This is a genomic window from Streptomyces sp. NPDC048420, from assembly GCF_040651535.1.
Classification (GTDB): Bacteria; Actinomycetota; Actinomycetes; order Streptomycetales; family Streptomycetaceae; genus Streptomyces.
Genome location: NZ_JBEZKG010000002.1, coordinates 69,174 through 87,348, shown reverse-complemented (window position 1 = coordinate 87,348; position 18,175 = coordinate 69,174). Strand labels below are relative to the sequence as shown.

The following is an 18,175-nucleotide window of genomic DNA, read 5'->3' as shown; positions in this document are numbered from 1 at the left end:
CCAACACGCCAGCAACCGCACACGAGGAGAGCACCATGACCGCGATCTACACCTGGGACGTCTTTTCCACGCTCGACGGCTACGGCTCCTACGGTCCCGACGGCGACTGGGGCGGCTACTGGGGGAAACAGGGCCCTGAGTTCCTCGACAACCGCCTTGCCGTGATCAGCCAGGAGCAGCGGATCGTTCTCGGGGCCAACACCTTCCGGCAGTTCGTGGATCTGCTGGGCCCGATCCCAGAGGCCGACCTCGACCCGGTGAACTCCCGGATGCGAAGCCTGCCGACGACGGTGGTGTCGACGACGCTCGCAGGACCCTTCGCATGGCCGGACGCGAGCGTCGCGAAGGGGGACGCCGTGGACGTCGTGGCCCGGCTCAAGCAAGAGTCCGAGGTGCCGTTGCGCTCGCACGGCAGCCTGTCGTTGAACCGGGCCCTGATGGCCGCAGGGCTCGTAGACCGCGTCCAGGTGACGATCTTCCCCGTGATCAGCGGTCGGACCGGGACCGACCCGGTCTTCGAGGGCGCGGGCGACTTTGACCTCGAAATGATCGAGAGCCGGACGTTCGACGGTCACACTCAGGAGCTGATCTACCGACCTACCCTGCATTAAGGCAGTCGTCTACTCACGTTTCGTACGATGTCGTCGATTCGTCCATTACTGGCTTCGTACCCCGCTCCCCCGTCTTCCAGGAGCATGATCTCCCGGATCTGGGCAGGTGTCAGCCCTCGGTCGTGCAGCGCTATCACCTGGTCTCGCCAGGCGATGGCCGACATGGCCCCGTCGATGTTGTAGTGCGCTTGCAGCGTGCGTTCCGCGATGTGCTGCGCCTGGGTCAGCGCCGCGTCTGCTCTCGCGAGGCTGCGTGCCGACTGAGCTTCGGACTGGGCCAAGGCCTTTTCGGCCTTTCGTAGGCTGAGGACAGCTACGAGGACGGCAATCACATTTCCCGCAAGCCCCGACCACGCGGCAATACTGTCCGAGTCCAATCCGGCCCCCCTCACGACGTGTTGGCCGGAGAGACGCATCGGAAGACAGGCCGGTTCCCCACAGCTCACGAGGCCGCACGACTCATCCGGTAGGGCTGGAGCTACGGATCAGACGAAGCCCGACCGTCGGTCAGGTCGTTGAGCGATGAGTGGACCTGGCGACGCTGGAGTTCCGACCGGTGGGACGCATGTCAGCCCCTCACCTCCGGATCCCAACCCCAGGGCCCCACCCCCCGCCAGTCGATCCACCCCGCCTCCGCCACCTCCGCCGCGTCGATCTCCAGCCCTGCTCGGCGGAGGAACTCGGCGATGTCGGAGAGGTTGTGGGCCAGGCCGAGGGGTTCGCCGTTCACGCGTACGCGGCGGGCGCCTTTGGGGGTCGGTGGGTGGACGGTGACGTGGAGGGGGGCGGACGCACCTTCCGGAGTGTCCGGGCCCGTGCTCTCGCCCGTCATCGGGGCCGTCGCTCACTCGTGGCCGCGCCCGGCCGGCTCAGGGCGCGCAGTTCCTGCCAGGCCGCGGGGCCGGGGCGCCGTTGCTGCCAGTGGGGATGGAAGAACAGCTGGACCGACAGCCGGTACAGGCGTCGGCGCAGGTCCGTGTGGCCTGGGCGCTCGGCGAGCCTGCGGTAGGTGGTGGTCCAGTCCCGCTGCGCCTGGGCGAGGTCGTCGGGGAACGATCGCATTGCTGGATTCAATCATGTGTTCGATTTTTACGGCCAGTGCGTAGGTCACCGCGTAGCGATGAGTTCCGCGCGCGTGCCCGGTCTATCGGTACAGCAACCGCCGCCGAGGAGGACCACATGACCGCCACCTACACCTTCGACTTCTTCTGCAGCCTCGACGGCTACGGCGCCGCCGGGGGCGACTGGACCGGGTACTGGGGCAAGCAGGGGCCCGAGCTGCTCGACCGTCGGCTCGAGCTGTACGGCGCCGAGCAGCGGATGGTCTTCGGGGCCACCACCTTCCGGGCCTTCGCGCGGATGCTGGCCGAAGCCACCGATGACTCCGAGGTGCGGGACCCCTGGGTCACCCGGATGCGGAACCTGCCGACGACCGTGGTGTCGACCACCCTGGACGACTCCCTCGGCTGGCCGGACGCGAGCGTCGTGAAGGGCGACGCGGTGGACGTCGTGGCCCGGCTCAAGGAGGAGTCCGAGGTGCCGTTGCGCTCGCACGGGAGCCTGGCGATGAACCGGGCGCTGATGGCCGCGGGCCTTGTCGACCGGCTGCAGGTGACGCTGTTCCCTGTCGTCACCGGGCGGACCGGGCTCGACCCGATCTTCCAGGGCGCGTCCGACTTCGACCTGGAACTGCTGGAGACCCGGACGCTCGACGGGAACATCCAGGAGCTCGTCTACCGGCCGACGCTTCACTGACGGCCACGGCCACGGCCACGGCCACTGCCACGGCCACAGCCACAGGCACGGGCAGACATGCCGAAAGGGCCGCCCCCACCGCGACTGAAGCGGTGGGACGGCCCTGCGGAACAGAAGAGAGCGGAACAGAAGAGAAGGGTCAGGCGCGCGAAGCCTTACGGCGGCGCGTCGCCAGGACGATGCCCGCGCCGCCCGCCAGGAGCACCGCCGCACCGCCCGCGATCAGCGGGGTGTTGCTGCTGGCGCCGGTCTCCGCGAGGTTGTCGCCGCCACCGTTCGGGGTGGGGACGGCGGGGGACGTCGTGGATTCCGAGGCGGAGGGGGTCGGGGAGTCCGTCGAGGGGGTCTCGGAGGCCGGGGGAGTGGACTCGGAGGCCGGAGGCGTCGACTCGGAGGCCGGGGGAGTGGACTCCGAGGCCGGCGGGGTCGCCGGAGGCGTGGTCTGCGTGGTCGTGCAGTCCTTCGTGCCGCCGTTCCAGGCCGCGATCAGCTTGTCCTTGATGACCGGGTGGTCCGGGCCCTTGGGGAGGTCGCCGTGCGTGAAGCCGTCGTTGGCGTCGAGCTTGCCGTCGAACTTCGTGTTGCCCCGGTAGAGGTCGACCTGCCCGTAGCAGCCCGCGTCGGGGATCGCGACGTCGAGGGAGTCCACGGAGCCGGCCTTGACGGTCACGGTGTCGAAGTCGTGGAAGACCTGCTCGCCCGAGGTGGCGAACGTCGGGCCGTGTGCGAGGTAGGACGCGAGAGAGGCGGTGCAGGTGGACGCGTCGCCCGCGGCGCGGACCTTGACGTGGACCTTGCCGTCGTCGCCCGGCTTCAGGTTCTGGTCGTCGACCTTGACCGAGGCGTAGAAGTTCTTGCCGTCGAGGGAGAACTCGCAGCGGTCGGTCTCGGTCTTCGAGCCGGCGCCCGTACCCGGCTGGTAGTGTCCGCCGTTCTCCCAGCCCTTGCCGCCGGGGCAGTCGGAGGCCGAGGCGACGGAGGCGAGGGCAGCGGAGAAGGCGAGCGTCGCGGCGCCCGTCCCCAGCAGGCGCCGCATGGTGACACGTCTCGCTATGGACATACGTATCCCGTCAGAATGAGAGTGAGTGGTCTCAGAAAACACTGGGCCCATTGGTCACATGCGCCACGGTGTTTGCACATCGTGGATCTCCTGGCGGAATGCTGTCAACCTGCGGTGTTGCAAGGCCGGTTCATAGGCCATCACAATTTCGACACACCAGGAACGACCAGCTCCGCATAAACCCCAGGTTCACTTTTCCGATGACGTGGACAGATATCCCCTTTGTCGCCTGTATGGACCGCACGTAATGCACACGTATTGCGCACGCATCGCAGAGGAGCCCGCGTGACCACCCGCACCACCACGCCCGACCTCTCCAGCAACGACCCGGACTGGTGGCGGCAGGCCGTCGTCTACCAGGTCTACCCCCGCAGCTTCGCCGACGCCGACGGAGACGGCCTCGGGGACATCAGGGGTGTCACCCAGCGCCTGACACATGTGGCCGCCCTCGGCGCCGACGCCCTGTGGCTGAGCCCCTTCTACCCCTCCGAACTCGCCGACGGCGGCTACGACGTCGCCGACTACCGGAACGTCGACCCGCGCCTGGGCACCCTCGACGACTTCGACGCCATGGTCGCCGAGGCCCACCGGCTCGGGCTCAAGGTGATCGTCGACCTCGTCCCCAACCACACCTCCCGCCGGCATGTCTGGTTCCAGGAGGCGCTCGCCGCCGGTCCCGGATCCACGGCCCGCGAGCGGTACGTCTTCCGTGACGGCCGCGGTGCGCACGGCGAACTCCCGCCCACCGACTGGCAGTCCGTGTTCGGCGGCAGCGCCTGGCGCCGGGTGGCGGACGGGCAGTGGTACCTGCATCTGTTCGCCCCCGAGCAGCCCGACCTCAACTGGTCGAACCCCGAGGTCCGCGAGGACTTCCGCACCACCCTGCGCTTCTGGTCCGACCGCGGGGTCGACGGCTTCCGCGTGGACGTGGCCCACGCCCTGGTCAAGGACCTGACCGAACCGCTGCGCGACCTCGGCGACCTGCCCGGTGTCGCGGAGGAGGCCCTGCAGCATCTGCCGCCGGGCAGCCATCCCTACTGGGACCGCGACGAGGTCCACGAGATCTACCGCGACTGGCGCACGATCCTGGACTCCTACAGCCCGCCCCGTACGGCCGTCGCCGAGGCCTGGGTGCCGGGTCCGCGGCGCACGCTGTACGCCCGCGCCGACGAACTCGGCCAGGCCTTCAACTTCGAGTACCTCCAGACCACTTGGGACGCCGCCGAGCTGCGCCAGGTCATCACCGGCTCCCTCGCCACCGCACACGCGGCCCGTGCCTCGGCGACCTGGGTGCTCTCCAACCACGACGTCGTACGGCACGCCTCACGGCTCGTGCTCCCGCCGGGCACCGACGAGAACGCCTGGCTGCTGTCCGGCGGCCACGCGCCCGCGATCGACCTCTCGGAAGGGCTACGGCGCGCTCGCGCGGCCACGCTGCTCATGCTGGCGCTGCCGGGATCGTCGTACGTCTACCAAGGCGAGGAACTCGGTCTGCCCGAGGTCGCCGATCTGCCCGTGGAGGTGCTCCAGGACCCGATCTGGGAGCAGACGGGACGGGTCCGCAAGGGGCGTGACGGGTGCCGGGTGCCGCTGCCGTGGGCGACGACGGGGCCGTCGTACGGCTTCGGCGCGGGTGGTGCCTGGCTGCCGCAGCCGGACTGGTTCGCCGAGTACGCCGTCGCGGCCCAGGACGGCGCCGAGGGCTCCACGCTGGAGCTCTACCGCACCGCCCTGCGCCTGCGCCGCAAGCTCCTCCAGGGGGAGGAGCTCACCTGGGCGGACGCCTCCCCGGCCGACGTGCTGGACTTCGCCCGGCACGAGGGCTGGCGGTGCGTCACCAACCTTTCGGACACGGCCGTACCGCTCCCGGCGGGGGAAGTGCTGCTCACCAGCAGCCCGTTGGAGAACGGGCAGCTGGGTCCGGACACCACGGCCTGGCTCGGCTAGGACCGCTATCCGACCGTCGGGGTCGGGGTCGCGCCCGCCGCCGGGGCGGCGCCGCCCGCGTTCTCGCCCGGGATCCCGAGTGGTGTGGACGTCGGGTTCGCCGGTGGGGTGAGGACGACCATCGGCGCGCCCGGCTGCGGGGCCGGCGGGGTGAGGTCGGTGTCGGGCAGCTTCGGCGGGGTCGTCTGCATGAACAGGGCCTGGTCGAAGTTGACGAAGCCGGTCTTCTCCATGACCGTCATGTGGTCGAGCACCGTGTCGTTGGCCATGTCGGCCAGCGACCGCACCAGGGAGTTCTTGGTGGTGGAGCGGACCTTCGAGATCGTGTTGAAGATCGAACCGTGCGTGACCCGCAGGATGTTGGCGAAGTTCGTGTCGAACTGCTGGCCGTCGCTCGACTCGATCGTGTTCACGAAGCCGACCTGCTGCGGGCTCGCCACGTTCGGGATGGTGATGTTGAGCATCGGTGCGATCTTGCGGCAGGCGGCGTCCAGGGCCGCGTGTCCGTCGATGAGGTGCCGTCCGGCTTCCTTCACCTCCGGGGTGGTGCCCTTCTGCAGGGCGACCTCGCCGAGCGGGTACTCCCACAGGCCCGCCGCCCGCACCTTGACGACGAAGTCCCGGTCCAGCTCGGTCAGCGGGCCCCACTGCGTCTGTGCGATCACTCTGTCCTGTGCGGTGGAGGCGTTGCTCACTCCGAGCATCGACGGATAGGCGAGTGCGCCGAGGGTCAATGTGAGGGCTCCGCCGACGAACAGCGTTCCCATCGCGTTGCGCGAGAGTGGCACCGTGCCTCCTGCCCGGTAGGAATCCCGCCGGGGAGGCGGGCTGGACGCACAGAAGTACGGAAGCGGAGGCGCCGGCGTTCATCGTCGTTCCGGAGGTCCGCCCGGGCCCCTGTTCACGGTTGACCGTTCGTTGACCTGTTCGCGGCGAAGTCCTGGGGAAATCGCGGGAGAGACCTGACGGACCCTCGACCTAGATTCGCTGCATGTCCATGCCACAGCAGCGGTCTCTGCCCGTCCTCCCCTACCGCAAGCCCACCAAGGGCCGCGACTACTGGGTGATCGACGACGTACTCCCGGACGCCGACGCCGTACGGGACCGCTGTCTCGCCAAGGACGACTGGGTGAAGGGGTATCCGTACACCTCGGAGACCTGGCCGGGGCTGCGGACCATGCCGGGGCTCGAACCCGCCGAACTCGGCCGGGTGGAGCGGCTGGTGAAGCAGGCCACCGGGGCCAGGGAGCTGTGGGTGCAGCGGGCGCCCGGCGGGGGCACCCTCAACCACAACTGCGTACAGGTCGTCGGGGAGGGCGAGAGCGAGCCCCGGCCGCACACCGACTCCCGGGCGCTGTGCAGGTACGCGGCCGTGCTGTACCTCAACCCCGGTGTCCCCAAGGACTGCGGCACCAGTTTCTACCGGCAGTCCATGCCCGGCGGCCGGCTCGGCGGGAACGTCGTGCAGGCCCCGCACAACAACCTCGTCGAGGCCCTCGGCACCCGGTTCGTGGCGCCCGACGCCTTCGAGGAGGACGTACGGGTGCCGCACAGGTACAACCGGCTGCTCCTCTACAACGCCAACCTCGTGCACAGCGCCACCGGTTACTACGGCGGCACGCTGGAGGAGAAGCGGATGACGGCGGTCTTCTTCTGGATGGCGTGACTCCGGCCGAGGGTCAGTAGCGCACCGCCCGGGCCACCTTCGCCCGCACGTCCCCCGACAGGGCGTGCGTACTGCGGGCGGTGCCCTTCCCGGAGCCGCCCGCCGGGACGTCCCGGACCGTGACCACCACCGCGTCCAGCAGCTTGCCCGAACCGTCGGTGAAGTCGACCTGGACGGCGTAGGACTTCGCCGAGTCCGCGCTGTTGGCAGCGGTGACCCCGACCGTCGTACGGCCGTCGGAGGCGGTGGCGGGGGTGCCGAGCCGTACGTCGTCCTCGGCGTCGACGCCGTTCTTGATGTCGTCGAACCGTCTGCCCGCCTCGGCAGTCGCCGACGCCACCGCGTCCCCGGCCCGGGAGGCGGCGGAGGCGACCTCGCTCGCCACGCTCGCCACCGAGGACGGGGTGTCGTCGTCGGAGCAGGCGGTCAGGCCGGTCAGGCCGGTGAGGGTCAGAGCGGTCAGCAGCGTGGCCGTCGTCCAGCGGGTCATCTTGCCTCCAGGGTGGGTCTCGCTCCAGTGAAGTTCCGTCCCCGTACGGCCGCACGCCCGACGTCACCCGAACGGCCCACTCCCGTGGTGGGCGGACCCGCGGCGCCGGATGGTCGAAGCACATCGACCACGAAAGGTGGGACACGGCCATGACGCAGCGACCGCACGCCACACCGCCGCCCGTCGGCGGGACGCAGCAACCCTCGGCGGGCATGCCCTCGACTCCGGCGCCGGGCCTCGGCCCCACGCCCGCGGAGACGGCCTGGGCCGCCGGCGGGGTCGTCTTCGCCGGTGTGCTGATGCTGATGCACGGCATCCTGGCGGTCTTCCAGGGCATCTCCCTGCTCGCGGACGACGACGTCTGGACCCGCATCGGCGACTACGTCTACAAGATGAACTTCACCAGCTGGGGCGTGATCCTGCTCTGCCTGGGCACCCTCGCCGCCGTCACCGGCGCGTTCGTCCTCAGGGGCGCGGCCTGGGCCCGGATGACCGGTATCTTCCTGGCCTCGCTGAGCATGGTCGCCCAGTTCCTGTTCCTGCCCTACGCGCCGTTCTGGTCGGTCATCATGATCGGCATCGCCTTCTTCGTGATCTGGTCACTGGCGGTGTACCGGCCGGAGAGCCGGATCTGATCCCGGACGGCGGGGAGGCCGGCCCGGCGGCTGCGGCTGAAGCCGTACGCGCTCCGGGCCGTCACCGCCCCGGCCGGGGCGGTGACGACGGGGTGCGCGGTGGTGCGGCGGGCGCCTCGGAGGGTGGTGCACGGTCAGCGTCGGCGTGAGGGAGACCCGGGTGGGGGCGCCGTACCCGCGGTGCCACGGAGGGGGCGTAATGAGGCCGGCGCCGACGTGAGGCAGCCAGCCCCGGGCGGGCCCGCCGTACCGTGCCCCGGGCGGGGCCCGCCGTAGCGCGCTCCGGGCCACCACCTCGCCCCCGCCGGGGCCTGCGTCGCGAAGTGGTCTGCGGCGTGTGGCCGCCCCAGGTCTCGGAGCCGCCCTGTGTCCCGGGGGCCGCCCCAGGTCCCGGAGCCGCCCTAGAACCCGGGGGGCAGCCCCACCCGGTTGCGCCCTGGGTCCCGGGGCCCCAGGCCCAGCGTGCCCTGTGTCCCGGCACCGTCACACGTGGCCCAGGCCGCCGCTGCCGAAGCCGCCGCTGGAGCCGGGGAGCCAGCGTTTGCGGTGTTGGTCCTTTCCTCGTCTGGTTGCCGAGTGACGGAGCTGGTACGGCATCAGCCGTTCCTGCTCCTCCGTGGTGGCCGGCAGCTCGTCCGGCTCCCGCATCTCCCGGATCTCACGGATCGGCCCGGTCTCCGGGAGGTGCGGCTGCTCCTCGCTGAGCGGCCGTGGAAGCTCCCGGTCCTGGACCCGCATGCCGAACTGCACGGCCCACACCAGCGCGCCGGCGATGAACAGCCCACCGGCAAAGGCGGCGATCACGTTGAGTACATCGCTCGACGTGGCCGCCAGGACAAACGTCGCCGTACTCATGAGTCCGATTATCGCCTAATCGGGACGAAAGGGGAGTCCCGGGGGACCACCGTGACCCGGTGGAAGTTGCACTCGGTGGGGCCGACGGGCCCAGGACCCGCCTGGTGGGCCTTGAGGGCCACGCTGACCAGGCTCATCAGCAGGTCGACGTCGGTCTCGCAGTCGAGGTGGACGGTGACCCAGCCGGAGCCGGGCACGAGCCGTACCGCGGTCGAGTCCTGGAGGTCGTCGTGGAATCTGCGGATGGCCGACTCGGTGAGGTGCAGGTCCACGTCCCGCCCCGGGTGGAAGTGCACGATCTCGCTGTGTATGGAGCACAGCGCCAGCCCGGCTCCGCAGCTGGGCATGCCCACGCTGAGGTCGGACCACGCTTCCAGGCGCTCCAGGGCACGCTCGGCCAGAGTCATGCGCCCATCGTCACCCGATCACCGCTTCGCAACCAGGGGTTGAGCGAAACGTAACCGGGGCGTGAGGTGTCTTGTGCGCCACAAGTGACGCGTCCCTGTCCGGTCCTCACCGGGTCCTTCCGCGTACCGCCCACGCGCGTGCCCACAGCGGGATCGAGCCGTCGTGCGCGGTGGGTACGGCCGTGCGCAGGGCCTCCCGCAGGCGGTCGCGGTCGGCGAGGGAGAGGGCGGCGACATAGCCCGGGGCGGGGCCCTGACCGGCCAGGAAGGGGCCCCACAGATCGGCGAAGTCGACGAAGACGGTGGGGATCTCGATCGCCCGCACGACCACGTCGGTGAGCCCCGCGCCGGTCCACAGGTCGTGCAACGGCTGTGGACGGCAGCCGGGGAACCGGCGGCCCTCGTCCAACTCCGCCGCGGCCGGGTCGAGTTCGATGACGGTGTCCCAGAAGTGGCGCAGCAGGCCCATCCGCTCCGCGTAGTCCCACACGTACGCGGCCACCAGACCGCCGTCCCGGTGGACCGCGCGGGCCATCGCGGTGACGGCCGCCGCGGGCTCCGGCAGGAAGTTCAGGGTCAGGCCGCTGACCGCCACGTCGAAGGCGCCGTCCCGCACGGGAAGCGCCGTCGCGTCCGCCACGACCGCGGCTCCGGCCATCCGTACGAAGCCCTCGGAACGGTCGCAGCCCACGACCCGGGCGGGGCGACAGCGCTCCCTCACCACCGCCGACAGCACCCCGGTGCCGCAGCCCACGTCCAGCCACGCGAGCCCGTCCGGGCGGCCGAGCCAGGCCGTGAACTCCCGCGCGACCGCCCGGCTCCAGCGGCCCATGTAACGGTCGTAGGCGGCACCGGACGTCCACACGTCGTATCGCTGTTCGTCCATGGCCCCCACGATCCTCGCCCCGCCGCGTTTCTTCCCGGCTTCCGGCGGGGTCCACCGGGGCCGTGTCTCTCGCGGGTATCAGATCGGCCTGGGCGCCCTGCGGTACGGGCGGGGTGCGGGGGCTTGCGGCTTTGGCGCGGGGCGGGCGGCTTTCCGCGTTTCCGCGGGGCGGGCGGCTTCCGTGTTTCCGCGGGGCCGCCGGGCTGCGTGTCGTTCCGCGGGGTCGGGCGGGGGCAGGGGTCCGCCGGGCCCCCGTTTCTCCTTCGGATCCGCCGGTGATCTCCGCGTGAACCGGTCGGGGGGTTCGCGACGATGAGGGGGTGAAGTGATCCTTTTGAAGGGGGACCCCGTGAGTGAGAACGCAGTCCGGCCCGCCGTGCGCACGGTGCGTGGCTCCGCCCACCTCGCCGTCGCGGGGCTCGGGCTCGCCGGCGCGGCCTGGGCACTGCGGGCCGTGTGGCACATCCGGCTCGCCGTGGCGGGTGAGCCCGCGTCCGGGCTGCCGGACCAGGGCGAGGGCCGGCACCGGCCACTGACCTCCCTGGAGAACTCGTACCACCTGGTCAGCACCGCCGGAGACCTGCTCACCGTGGTGTGCGCGGCCCTGTTCACAGGCTGGCTGTGGCGGATGCGGGACAACGCGCGTGCCCTGTCCGGCGAGCGCCCGCGCTACGCCGGCATCTGGGTCTACGCCTCCTGGATCGTGCCGATCGTCAATCTGTGGTTCCCGCGCGGGATCGTCGCCGACATCCACCACAAGAGCGCCCCGGACCAGAAGCTGCCCATCGTGGTGAACGTGTGGTGGGCGCTGTGGCTGGTCGGCATGGTCAGCGGGGTGGGCCTGATGTACCAGGACGACACGGACCAGGTCATCGCCCGCGCCTACCAGGGGGTGACGGGTCTGCTGGTCGCCGACCTCGCCGTCGTCGGCGCCGCCGTCGCCGCGATCCTCATGGTGCGGACCCTGACCGCCGTGCAACTTGTGCGCATCGAGGACTAGTTGCGGACGTCGAGTGGCGATCCCTTGAAGGAAACGGTCAGGGTGTTTGATCGGGGTGGAGGGCACTTACTGTTGCGCCTACGTGACAGCCCCCCACCCACAGGATCGCCATGCGTCCCTTCCCCTCCGTCATGGCCGTCTGCGTGTCGGCCCTTCTGCTCAGCTCCTGCGCGGTCGGCAGCAGTGACACCGCGGTGAGCCCCAAGAAGGGCGACGACATCACGCTGGGTCTGCTGCTGCCCGACCGGGACACCAGCCGCTTCGACAGGTTCGACTACCCCCTCATCAAGAAGGAGGTGGCGTCCCTCACCCACGGCAAGGGCAAGGTCAGTTACGCCAACGCCGAGGCGAGCGCGAAGCGGCAGAGCCAGCAGTTCCAGCAGATGGTCGCCGACAAGGTGGACGTGATCCTGGTGGACGCGGTCGACGCCAAGGCGATCGAACCGTCCGTCCAGAAGGCGAAGGACGCGGGCATACCCGTCATCGCCTACGACCGCCTCGCCCAGGGCCCGATCGACGCCTACGCCTCGCACGACAACGAACTCGTCGGCGAGGTGCAGGGCAGGGCCATCGTCGAGGCGCTCGGCGACAAGGCCGCGACCAGCAAGATCGTGATGATGAACGGCTCACTCGCCGACCCCAACACGGCCCTGTTCAAGAAGGGCGCGCTGTCCGAGCTCAACGGCAAGGTCGTCATCGCCAAGCAGTACGACACCCGCGAGTGGCTGCCGTCGGTCGCCAAGGCCAACATGAAGGCGGCGATCGCCTCCCTCGGGCTGAACAACATCGCCGCCGTCTACTCGGCCAACGACGACATGGCGGGCGCGGTCATCGAGGAGCTCAAGGAATCGGGCGCCACCAGGATCCCGCCGGTGACCGGGCAGGACGCGAGCCTCGCCGCGGTGCAGCGGATCGTGTCGGGCGAGCAGTACATGACCGTGTACAAGTCCTTCCTCCAGGAGGCGACCAACGCCGCGCAGATCGCGGTGTACAAGGTCCAGGGCCGCGACCTCCAGTTCGACGCGCTGGTCCGGGACACGATCGACAGCCCGACGCAGAAGGACATCCCCTCGGTCCTGGTGCCGGTGATCGCCCTCACCAAGGACAACATCAAGCAGACGGTGATCAAGGACGACGTCTACACCGTGAAGCAGATCTGCACCCCCGAGTACGCGGCGGACTGTGCCGCGATCGGCCTCAATTGACTTGTACCCCCTCCTGAGGGAGGGGGATTCTGGCCATCCCGTTCGTTGCTGTGCAGCTACGCGGCACATGCTTGGTGTGGGATTCCCTGACTTCCTGTTTCTTCGCGCTGTGCCGGGACAAGTCCTGGTCTTATCGGCGCTCCGCAGACCGATGCCGCCAGTCCGGCGGCCTGTTTGACGTTGATCGCGGCGTTGTGGTCGCGGTCGTGGAGCGTGCCGCACCTGGGGCAGGTCCACTCCCGTAGGTGCAGGGGTTTGGGCCCGTCCCGGTGTCCGCAGGCCGAGCAGGTCTGGCTGGTGGGTTCGAACCGGCTGATCTTGACGAAGGTGCGGCCGTACCGCTGCGCCTTGTATTCGAGCATGTCGACGAACTGCGACCAGCCCGCGTCGTGCACGCTCTTGGCCAGCCGGGTACGCGCGAGTCCCGCCACCGCCAGGTCCTCCACCGCGACCGCTTGGTTCTCGCGGATCAACTTCGTGGAGAGCTGGTGGTGGAATTCCTTGCGCGCGTCGGCCACAGCCGCGTGGGCCCGGGCGACCTTCAGCCGGGCCTCTTCCCGGTTCTTCGATCCCTTGCGCTTACCGGACAGCTCCCGCTGCGCCTTCTTCAGCTTCTTCTCCACCCGGCGCAAAAACCGTGGGCTGTCGATCTTCGTGCCGTCGGAGAGGACCGCGAAGTGGGTGAGGCCCAGGTCGATGCCGATCGCGGCATCGGGGTCCGGCTCCGTCCAGCGGGCCCGGTCGGTGCCGTCGTCGGTGTCGATGACGAAGCTGGCGAAGTACCGGCCCACCGCATCCAGGATCACCGTCACACTCGACGGCACGGCGGGCAGGGCCCGCGACCACTTCACCTTCACCTCCCCGATCTTCGGCAGGGCCAGCCGCCCACCCTCGTTGATCTTCCAGCGGGCGTTCGCGGTGAACCGGATCGACTGCCGCCGGTCTCTGCGCGACCTGAACCGCGGCGCACCCATCTTCCGGCCCTGGCGCTCCCCCTTCAACGTGGCGAAGAGGTTGCGGTACGCGGCCTCCACGTCCCGCAACGCCTGCTGCAGGACAACCGAGGAAACCTCGCCCAGCCAGGACCGTTCGGGAGTGTTCTTGGCCCGGGTGATCAACTGCCGGGACAGGACGGCAGCACTGGGGTAGGGCTGCTGGGCCGCGCGGGCATCCTCACGGGCGCGCACCGCGTCGTTGAACACGACGCGAGCGCATCCGAACGCCCTTGCCAACGCGACGCGTTGACCGGGCTCCGGGTACAGCCGGAAGGCGTACCGAAGCTGCATTCGCCGATCGTACGAACATGCGACACCCTCTGTCGCCGGGAACACCCGTTCCCCACCTCACCCCCGCGACCACACTGTCCGGCTCCACCGGAACGACACCGCAACGCTCCGCGCCGCCATCACACGATTCGCTTCACCAACGGACTGAAGCCCGACGCACCGCGAATCAACCCCGATAGCCGTGTCTCAGGGGCCGATGCGCAGCCGTCGTACGAACAGGGCGGTGGCCGTCAACGCGGTGACGGTGCCGAAGGCCAGGTGGACGGCGGTGTCGGCGGGCGTGAAGGACGCCACCGCGTTGCCGAGCACGCTGAGCACGAGCAGGGGCCAGAGCAGAAGGTTCACGGGGTACTCCTAGTGGCTCGGTTGTTCCGGTGCCGATGACGCTACGAGCCGGCACCCGGTCCGGCCGATCCAGTGGTCCGCCCGGTCCGGGGTACAGCAGGCTGTACTTTTCGGCTCCGGGGCCCGATGCCAACCCGCCTTCGGCCTAAGGTCGTTGTCCTCCGCCCAGAGGGGGTTCGTATGGCGACCACCGACGTCAAGAGCCTGGTCGTGGGGACCGCGACGACCGCGGCCGCCGCGCTCGGCCAGCTGGTCTCCGGTCTCGGTACGGCCGTGCTCACGCCGTTCGTGCTGCTGTGGCTGGTGCTGGCGCCGGGCGGGGTGCGGGTGCTGCACGCCCTGGCCGGCATGGAACGTACCCGGCTCGCCCGCTGGGGCCCCGAGGTCATCGCCCCCGCACCGCCGCCCGCGCGGCTCCGGGCCGCCCTCACCGACCCCACGACCCGGCGCGAACTGCGCTGGCTGCTCCGGCACCTGGCCGTCGGCCTGCCTCTTGGCCTGCTCGGCTTCGTGCTGCCGGCGGTCGCCGTACGGGACACGGCGTTTCCGCTGTACTGGCCGCTCGCGCCCACCGACGCGACCGCCACCTCCATCGGCATCGGCAACGCGCACTCCTGGCCGGACGCCCTCGCCGTGGCCCTGCTCGGGGTGGGCTGGATCGCCATCATCCTGGGACTCACGCCCGCCATGGCACGGCTCCAGGCGAACCCGGGGCGCCGGCTTCTGTCCGCCGGGCCCGACGCCGACCTGTCCCTGCGCATCGCCGAGCTGACCGCCACCCGGGCCGCCGCACTGGACGCCCACGCCGTCGAACTGCGGCGCATCGAGCGCTCGTTGCACGACGGCACCCAGAACCGGATCGTCACGGTCACCGTGCTGCTCGGGGCCGCCCGCCGCATGGTCGCCCGCGATCCGGCCGGCGCCGACGAGCTCCTGGAGCGCGCCCAGTCCGCCGCCGAACAGGCCCTGGCCGAACTGCGGACCGTGTCCCGCAGCATCCTGCCGCCGGTGCTCGCGGACCGGGGTCTCGCGGGCGCGCTGACCGGGCTCGCGGCGGAGAGCGCGGTGCCGTGCAAGGTCGACGTCGAGATGGACCGGCGGTGCGCGGCCTCCGTGGAGGCGACCGCGTACTTCGTGGTGGCCGAGGCACTGACCAACATCGCCAAGCACAGCGGGGCGGGCGAGGCCGCTATCACGGTCCGGGCCACCGGCCCACACCTCCTGCTGCGGATCACGGACGACGGCCGCGGCGGCGCCGACGAGTCCGGCGGCTCCGGCCTCACCGGCATCCGCAACCGCGTCGCCGCCCACGACGGCACCCTGCGCGTGACGAGCCCCGTGGGCGGCCCGACGGTGCTGGAGGTGGAGCTGCCGTGCGGTGCGTGAGCGGCTCCGGGGCCGTGAGTGAGGACCTTCCCCGCCCGACGAACCCGCCGGGCGGCCCTACGACCAGGGAAGTGGACCTGCCATGCGGATCGTGATCGCCGAGGACGACCCCCTGCTGCGGGAGGGGCTCGCCCTGTTGCTGCGGGCCGAGGGGCTGGACGTGGTCGGCACGGCCGACACCGCCGACGGCGCGCTCGACGCCATCGACGCGCACAAGCCCGATGTGGCCATCCTCGACGTACGGATGCCGCCCACCCACACCGACGAGGGCGTCCGCGCCGCCGTCGAGGCCCGGCGGCGCCGGCCCGACCTCGCCGTGCTCGTGCTCTCCGCCTATGTCGAGCAGAGCTTCGCGACCGAGCTGCTCACCGGCGGGGTCGGCGGCCTGGGCTATCTGCTGAAGGAACGGGTCGGCCGGGTCGAGGAGTTCCTCGACGCACTGCGCCGGGTGGCGTCCGGCGGCACCGCCATCGACCCCGAGGTCGTCGCCCAGCTCTTCACCCGGTCCCACCAGGACACCCGACTCGAACGGCTCAGCCCGCGCGAGAAGGACGTACTCGCCCTGATGGCCGAGGGGCTCGGCAACAGCGCCATCGCGGAACGGCTGTTCGTCACCGACGGGGCCGTGCACAAGCACATCCGCAGCATCTTCGCCAAGCTCGACCTGGCGCCCACGGACCAGGTGGACCGGCGGGTGGCGGCCGTACTGCACTACTTGGAGGACGCGCGGCGACGGTCGTAGTACAGCCTGCTGTACGGCAGTCGGGCCCCCTACGGCAATGATCCGCGGGCCTGGCGCTGGTGTGCTGGACGCATCACATCAGCCCCCTTGGAAGGGATCCGCGGTGAGCGTCCAAGCCCCCGTCAACGTCGAGCGCCCGGTCGGCGAGGCCCGTACGACCGGCCTGCGCGGCAGCATCCGCCGTAACCCGCTGACCTGGTTCTTCGCCCTGACCTTCGCGCTGAGCTGGGCCGCCTGGACGCCGTACGTCCTCTCCCACAACGGCCTCGGGGCCTGGCACTTCACCTTCCCCGGCGGCCGCGCGGGCAGCCAGCTCACCGGCGTCCTGCCCGGCGCCTACCTCGGCCCGATCGCCTCGGCCCTGCTCGTCACCGGCATCACGGAGGGGCGCGCGGGGCTCAGGGTCTGGCGGAGCCGGATGCTGAGGTTCAGGGTCGGCTGGCGCTGGTACCTGGTGGTGCTGGCCTCCGTCCCGGCCGCGCTCACCCTCGCCTCCGCCGCGCTGGCCGACCGCGGGCCCGTACTGCCGTCCGCGATGATCCTCGCCGCCTATCTCCCCGGCCTGCTCATCCAGATGATCACCACCGGTCTCGCGGAGGAGCCCGGCTGGCGGGAGTTCGCGATGCCGAGGATGCAGCGCCGCTACGGCCCCCTGACCGCGACCCTCGTCGTGGGTGTGCTGTGGGGTGCCTGGCACCTGCCGCTGTTCCTGACCGAGTGGGGCGGCGGACCGCACGTGGCGTGGACCGTGCCGGCGCAGTTCATGGCGATGACGGTCGCGTTCAGCTCCGTGATGACCTGGGTGTTCAACCGGTCCGGCGAGAGCATGCCGCTGGTCATGCTGCTGCACACCGGCGTCAACAACTTCCTCTCGCTCGCCTGGTCGGACATGTTCCCCTCGCTGAAGGAGAGCGACGCCGCCCGCTCCGTACTGCTCGCGGCGACGACTGCGGCGCTGATCCTGCTGGTGGCGACGCGGGGTCGGCTGGGGCTGCCCAAGCGGTGACCGTACCTGTGCGACACACGAACGGGCTCCCGGCGCCTCCCTCGTCGCCCCGGGAGCCCGTTCCGGTGCGTCCCCGGCAACTGTTCGTCGCTCGTGGCGGATCGGATGTCGTTTTGGCTCAGGAATTTCAGGGGGCCTCGCTCGCGAACTGGAGCGAGATGCGCCGCAGGACGTCCGCGGAGGTGTCGGGGCGGCCCTCGTCGTGGGCCTCGGCCAGTTGGACGAAGGCGAACGCGAAGCAGTTGGCGATGCTCGCGATGGCGGGGCCCAGCTCCTCGACCACGGCGTCCGCGGCGGCGTGGCCGCTCGCGTCGGCGGGGAGGTGGATGCGGGGGAGTGTCTCCACCAGGAGTGCGGAGACGGCGCCGGTCAACGAGGCTTGCCGGTCGGGGTGTTCACGGGCCTGGCGGCGCATCTCCAGGGCCTCGGTGAGGATGCCGACGACGTTTTGCATGACCTCTCGCTGCTGCATGCTCCGCAGGGTATGCGGTGGGGCCGGGTGTCGGCTGCGGGTTCGTTGTGGCTGGTCGCGCGGGGAGCGGAGCACAATTGCGGTATGAGCATCGTCAAGATCAACGTACTCACGGTCCCCGAGGAGCAGCGCGAGACGCTGGAGAAGCGGTTCGCCGGCCGGGCGGGGACCGTCGAGAGCTCGGACGGGTTCGAGTGGTTCGAGCTGCTGCGGCCCGTCGAGGGCACCGACACCTACCTCGTCTACACGCGCTGGCGTGACGAGGAGTCGTTCCAGGCATGGATGGAGGGGCCGATGAAGGCGTCCCACCAGGGCGGCGGCGAGGGCGGTGAGCGTCCGAAGCCCGCCGCGAGCGGTTCCACGGTGTGGACCTTCGAGGTCGTCCAGCAGGCCGCACCCAAGTAGGGACACCCGAAGGGCC

23 protein-coding genes are annotated in these 18,175 nt (G+C 70.5%); 11 read left to right on the top strand and 12 right to left on the bottom strand.

The window, feature by feature from the left end; translation table 11 throughout:
* The first annotated feature begins 35 nt into the window (after nucleotides 1-35).
* Nucleotides 36-611, top strand: coding sequence for a dihydrofolate reductase family protein (locus AB0D34_RS03095; RefSeq protein ID WP_362655625.1), 576 nt, complete (start codon nucleotides 36-38; stop codon nucleotides 609-611).
* Here AB0D34_RS03095 and AB0D34_RS03090 read toward each other — a convergent pair.
* From AB0D34_RS03090 to AB0D34_RS03080, 3 genes are all read right to left on the bottom strand, one after another.
* On the bottom strand, nucleotides 608-988 hold the full coding sequence (locus tag AB0D34_RS03090) for a hypothetical protein (protein ID WP_362655622.1): 381 nt from the start codon (nucleotides 986-988) through the stop codon (nucleotides 608-610). The genes AB0D34_RS03095 and AB0D34_RS03090 overlap by 4 nt on opposite strands.
* 191 nt (nucleotides 989-1,179) lie before the next feature.
* Entirely contained in the window at nucleotides 1,180-1,443 is a 264-nt protein-coding gene (locus AB0D34_RS03085) for a hypothetical protein (protein ID WP_362655619.1), read from the bottom strand.
* Nucleotides 1,440-1,673 carry a hypothetical protein gene (locus AB0D34_RS03080; RefSeq protein WP_362655617.1) on the bottom strand — a complete coding sequence of 78 codons (234 nt, stop codon included), beginning with the start codon at nucleotides 1,671-1,673 and terminating at the stop codon, nucleotides 1,440-1,442. The genes AB0D34_RS03085 and AB0D34_RS03080 overlap by 4 nt, the downstream gene beginning before the upstream one ends.
* Before the next feature lie 117 nt (nucleotides 1,674-1,790).
* Between AB0D34_RS03080 and AB0D34_RS03075 the strand changes: the two genes are divergently transcribed.
* The gene (locus tag AB0D34_RS03075; protein WP_362655614.1) at nucleotides 1,791-2,366 is read left to right on the top strand and encodes a dihydrofolate reductase family protein; all 576 of its coding nucleotides are present in this window, start codon (nucleotides 1,791-1,793) and stop codon (nucleotides 2,364-2,366) included.
* 139 nt (nucleotides 2,367-2,505) lie between these two features.
* Here AB0D34_RS03075 and AB0D34_RS03070 read toward each other — a convergent pair whose 3' ends face one another.
* Nucleotides 2,506-3,426, bottom strand: coding sequence for an LAETG motif-containing sortase-dependent surface protein (locus AB0D34_RS03070; RefSeq protein ID WP_362655611.1), 921 nt, complete (start codon nucleotides 3,424-3,426; stop codon nucleotides 2,506-2,508).
* Nucleotides 3,427-3,711: 285 nt separating this feature from the next.
* Here AB0D34_RS03070 and AB0D34_RS03065 point away from each other — a divergent pair, with 285 nt between their 5' ends.
* The gene (locus AB0D34_RS03065) at nucleotides 3,712-5,373 is read left to right on the top strand and encodes an alpha-amylase family glycosyl hydrolase (RefSeq protein WP_362655609.1); all 1,662 of its coding nucleotides are present in this window, start codon (nucleotides 3,712-3,714) and stop codon (nucleotides 5,371-5,373) included.
* 5 nt (nucleotides 5,374-5,378) lie between these two features.
* Here AB0D34_RS03065 and AB0D34_RS03060 read toward each other — a convergent pair whose 3' ends face one another.
* Nucleotides 5,379-6,140, bottom strand: coding sequence for a DUF4142 domain-containing protein (locus tag AB0D34_RS03060; protein ID WP_362656611.1), 762 nt, complete (start codon nucleotides 6,138-6,140; stop codon nucleotides 5,379-5,381).
* 224 nt (nucleotides 6,141-6,364) lie between these two features.
* On the opposite strand from AB0D34_RS03060, the gene AB0D34_RS03055 reads away from it, so the two are divergent.
* The gene (locus tag AB0D34_RS03055) at nucleotides 6,365-7,039 is read left to right on the top strand and encodes a DUF6445 family protein (RefSeq protein WP_362655606.1); all 675 of its coding nucleotides are present in this window, start codon (nucleotides 6,365-6,367) and stop codon (nucleotides 7,037-7,039) included.
* A 13-nt stretch (nucleotides 7,040-7,052) separates the two neighbouring features.
* On the opposite strand, the gene AB0D34_RS03050 is transcribed toward AB0D34_RS03055, so the two are convergent.
* Entirely contained in the window at nucleotides 7,053-7,529 is a 477-nt protein-coding gene (locus AB0D34_RS03050; protein ID WP_362655603.1) for a hypothetical protein, read from the bottom strand.
* Between the two features lie 149 nt (nucleotides 7,530-7,678).
* On the opposite strand from AB0D34_RS03050, the gene AB0D34_RS03045 reads away from it, so the two are divergent.
* Nucleotides 7,679-8,164, top strand: coding sequence for a hypothetical protein (locus tag AB0D34_RS03045; protein ID WP_362655600.1), 486 nt, complete (start codon nucleotides 7,679-7,681; stop codon nucleotides 8,162-8,164).
* 483 nt (nucleotides 8,165-8,647) lie between these two features.
* Here AB0D34_RS03045 and AB0D34_RS03040 read toward each other — a convergent pair whose 3' ends face one another.
* From AB0D34_RS03040 to AB0D34_RS03030, 3 genes are all read right to left on the bottom strand, one after another.
* Nucleotides 8,648-9,019, bottom strand: coding sequence for a DUF6479 family protein (locus AB0D34_RS03040; protein WP_362655598.1), 372 nt, complete (start codon nucleotides 9,017-9,019; stop codon nucleotides 8,648-8,650).
* Between the two features lie 8 nt (nucleotides 9,020-9,027).
* Nucleotides 9,028-9,426 (bottom strand): luciferase family protein, encoded by a 399-nt coding sequence (locus tag AB0D34_RS03035; protein ID WP_362655595.1) that lies wholly within the window; start codon nucleotides 9,424-9,426, stop codon nucleotides 9,028-9,030.
* Between the two features lie 106 nt (nucleotides 9,427-9,532).
* A complete protein-coding gene (locus tag AB0D34_RS03030) occupies nucleotides 9,533-10,312 on the bottom strand; it encodes a methyltransferase domain-containing protein (RefSeq protein WP_362655592.1) in 780 nt (259 codons plus the stop codon).
* 349 nt (nucleotides 10,313-10,661) lie between these two features.
* Between AB0D34_RS03030 and AB0D34_RS03025 the strand changes: the two genes are divergently transcribed.
* On the top strand, nucleotides 10,662-11,312 hold the full coding sequence (locus AB0D34_RS03025) for a DUF4328 domain-containing protein (RefSeq protein ID WP_362655590.1): 651 nt from the start codon (nucleotides 10,662-10,664) through the stop codon (nucleotides 11,310-11,312).
* 110 nt (nucleotides 11,313-11,422) lie between these two features.
* Nucleotides 11,423-12,517, top strand: coding sequence for a substrate-binding domain-containing protein (locus AB0D34_RS03020; RefSeq protein WP_362655587.1), 1,095 nt, complete (start codon nucleotides 11,423-11,425; stop codon nucleotides 12,515-12,517).
* A 56-nt stretch (nucleotides 12,518-12,573) separates the two neighbouring features.
* On the opposite strand, the gene AB0D34_RS03015 is transcribed toward AB0D34_RS03020, so the two are convergent.
* The gene (locus tag AB0D34_RS03015) at nucleotides 12,574-13,803 is read right to left on the bottom strand and encodes an RNA-guided endonuclease TnpB family protein (protein ID WP_362655584.1); all 1,230 of its coding nucleotides are present in this window, start codon (nucleotides 13,801-13,803) and stop codon (nucleotides 12,574-12,576) included.
* 186 nt (nucleotides 13,804-13,989) lie between these two features.
* A complete protein-coding gene (locus AB0D34_RS03010; RefSeq protein WP_362655581.1) occupies nucleotides 13,990-14,148 on the bottom strand; it encodes a hypothetical protein in 159 nt (52 codons plus the stop codon).
* 180 nt (nucleotides 14,149-14,328) lie between these two features.
* On the opposite strand from AB0D34_RS03010, the gene AB0D34_RS03005 reads away from it, so the two are divergent.
* The 3 genes from AB0D34_RS03005 (at nucleotide 14,329) to AB0D34_RS02995 (ending at nucleotide 17,282) form a co-directional block, all read left to right on the top strand.
* Nucleotides 14,329-15,534, top strand: a complete 1,206-nt coding sequence (locus AB0D34_RS03005; RefSeq protein ID WP_362655578.1) for a sensor domain-containing protein — start codon at nucleotides 14,329-14,331, stop codon at nucleotides 15,532-15,534.
* Between the two features lie 82 nt (nucleotides 15,535-15,616).
* On the top strand, nucleotides 15,617-16,276 hold the full coding sequence (locus AB0D34_RS03000) for a response regulator transcription factor (RefSeq protein ID WP_362655575.1): 660 nt from the start codon (nucleotides 15,617-15,619) through the stop codon (nucleotides 16,274-16,276).
* Nucleotides 16,277-16,379: 103 nt separating this feature from the next.
* Complete coding sequence (locus tag AB0D34_RS02995; protein WP_362655572.1) at nucleotides 16,380-17,282, top strand: type II CAAX endopeptidase family protein; 903 nt, start codon at nucleotides 16,380-16,382, stop codon at nucleotides 17,280-17,282.
* A 127-nt stretch (nucleotides 17,283-17,409) separates the two neighbouring features.
* On the opposite strand, the gene AB0D34_RS02990 is transcribed toward AB0D34_RS02995, so the two are convergent.
* Nucleotides 17,410-17,754: a hypothetical protein gene (locus AB0D34_RS02990; RefSeq protein WP_362655569.1), complete on the bottom strand. Its 345-nt coding sequence runs from the start codon at nucleotides 17,752-17,754 to the stop codon at nucleotides 17,410-17,412.
* Between the two features lie 84 nt (nucleotides 17,755-17,838).
* On the opposite strand from AB0D34_RS02990, the gene AB0D34_RS02985 reads away from it, so the two are divergent.
* A complete protein-coding gene (locus tag AB0D34_RS02985; RefSeq protein WP_362655567.1) occupies nucleotides 17,839-18,159 on the top strand; it encodes an antibiotic biosynthesis monooxygenase in 321 nt (106 codons plus the stop codon).
* Nucleotides 18,160-18,175: the final 16 nt, after the last annotated feature.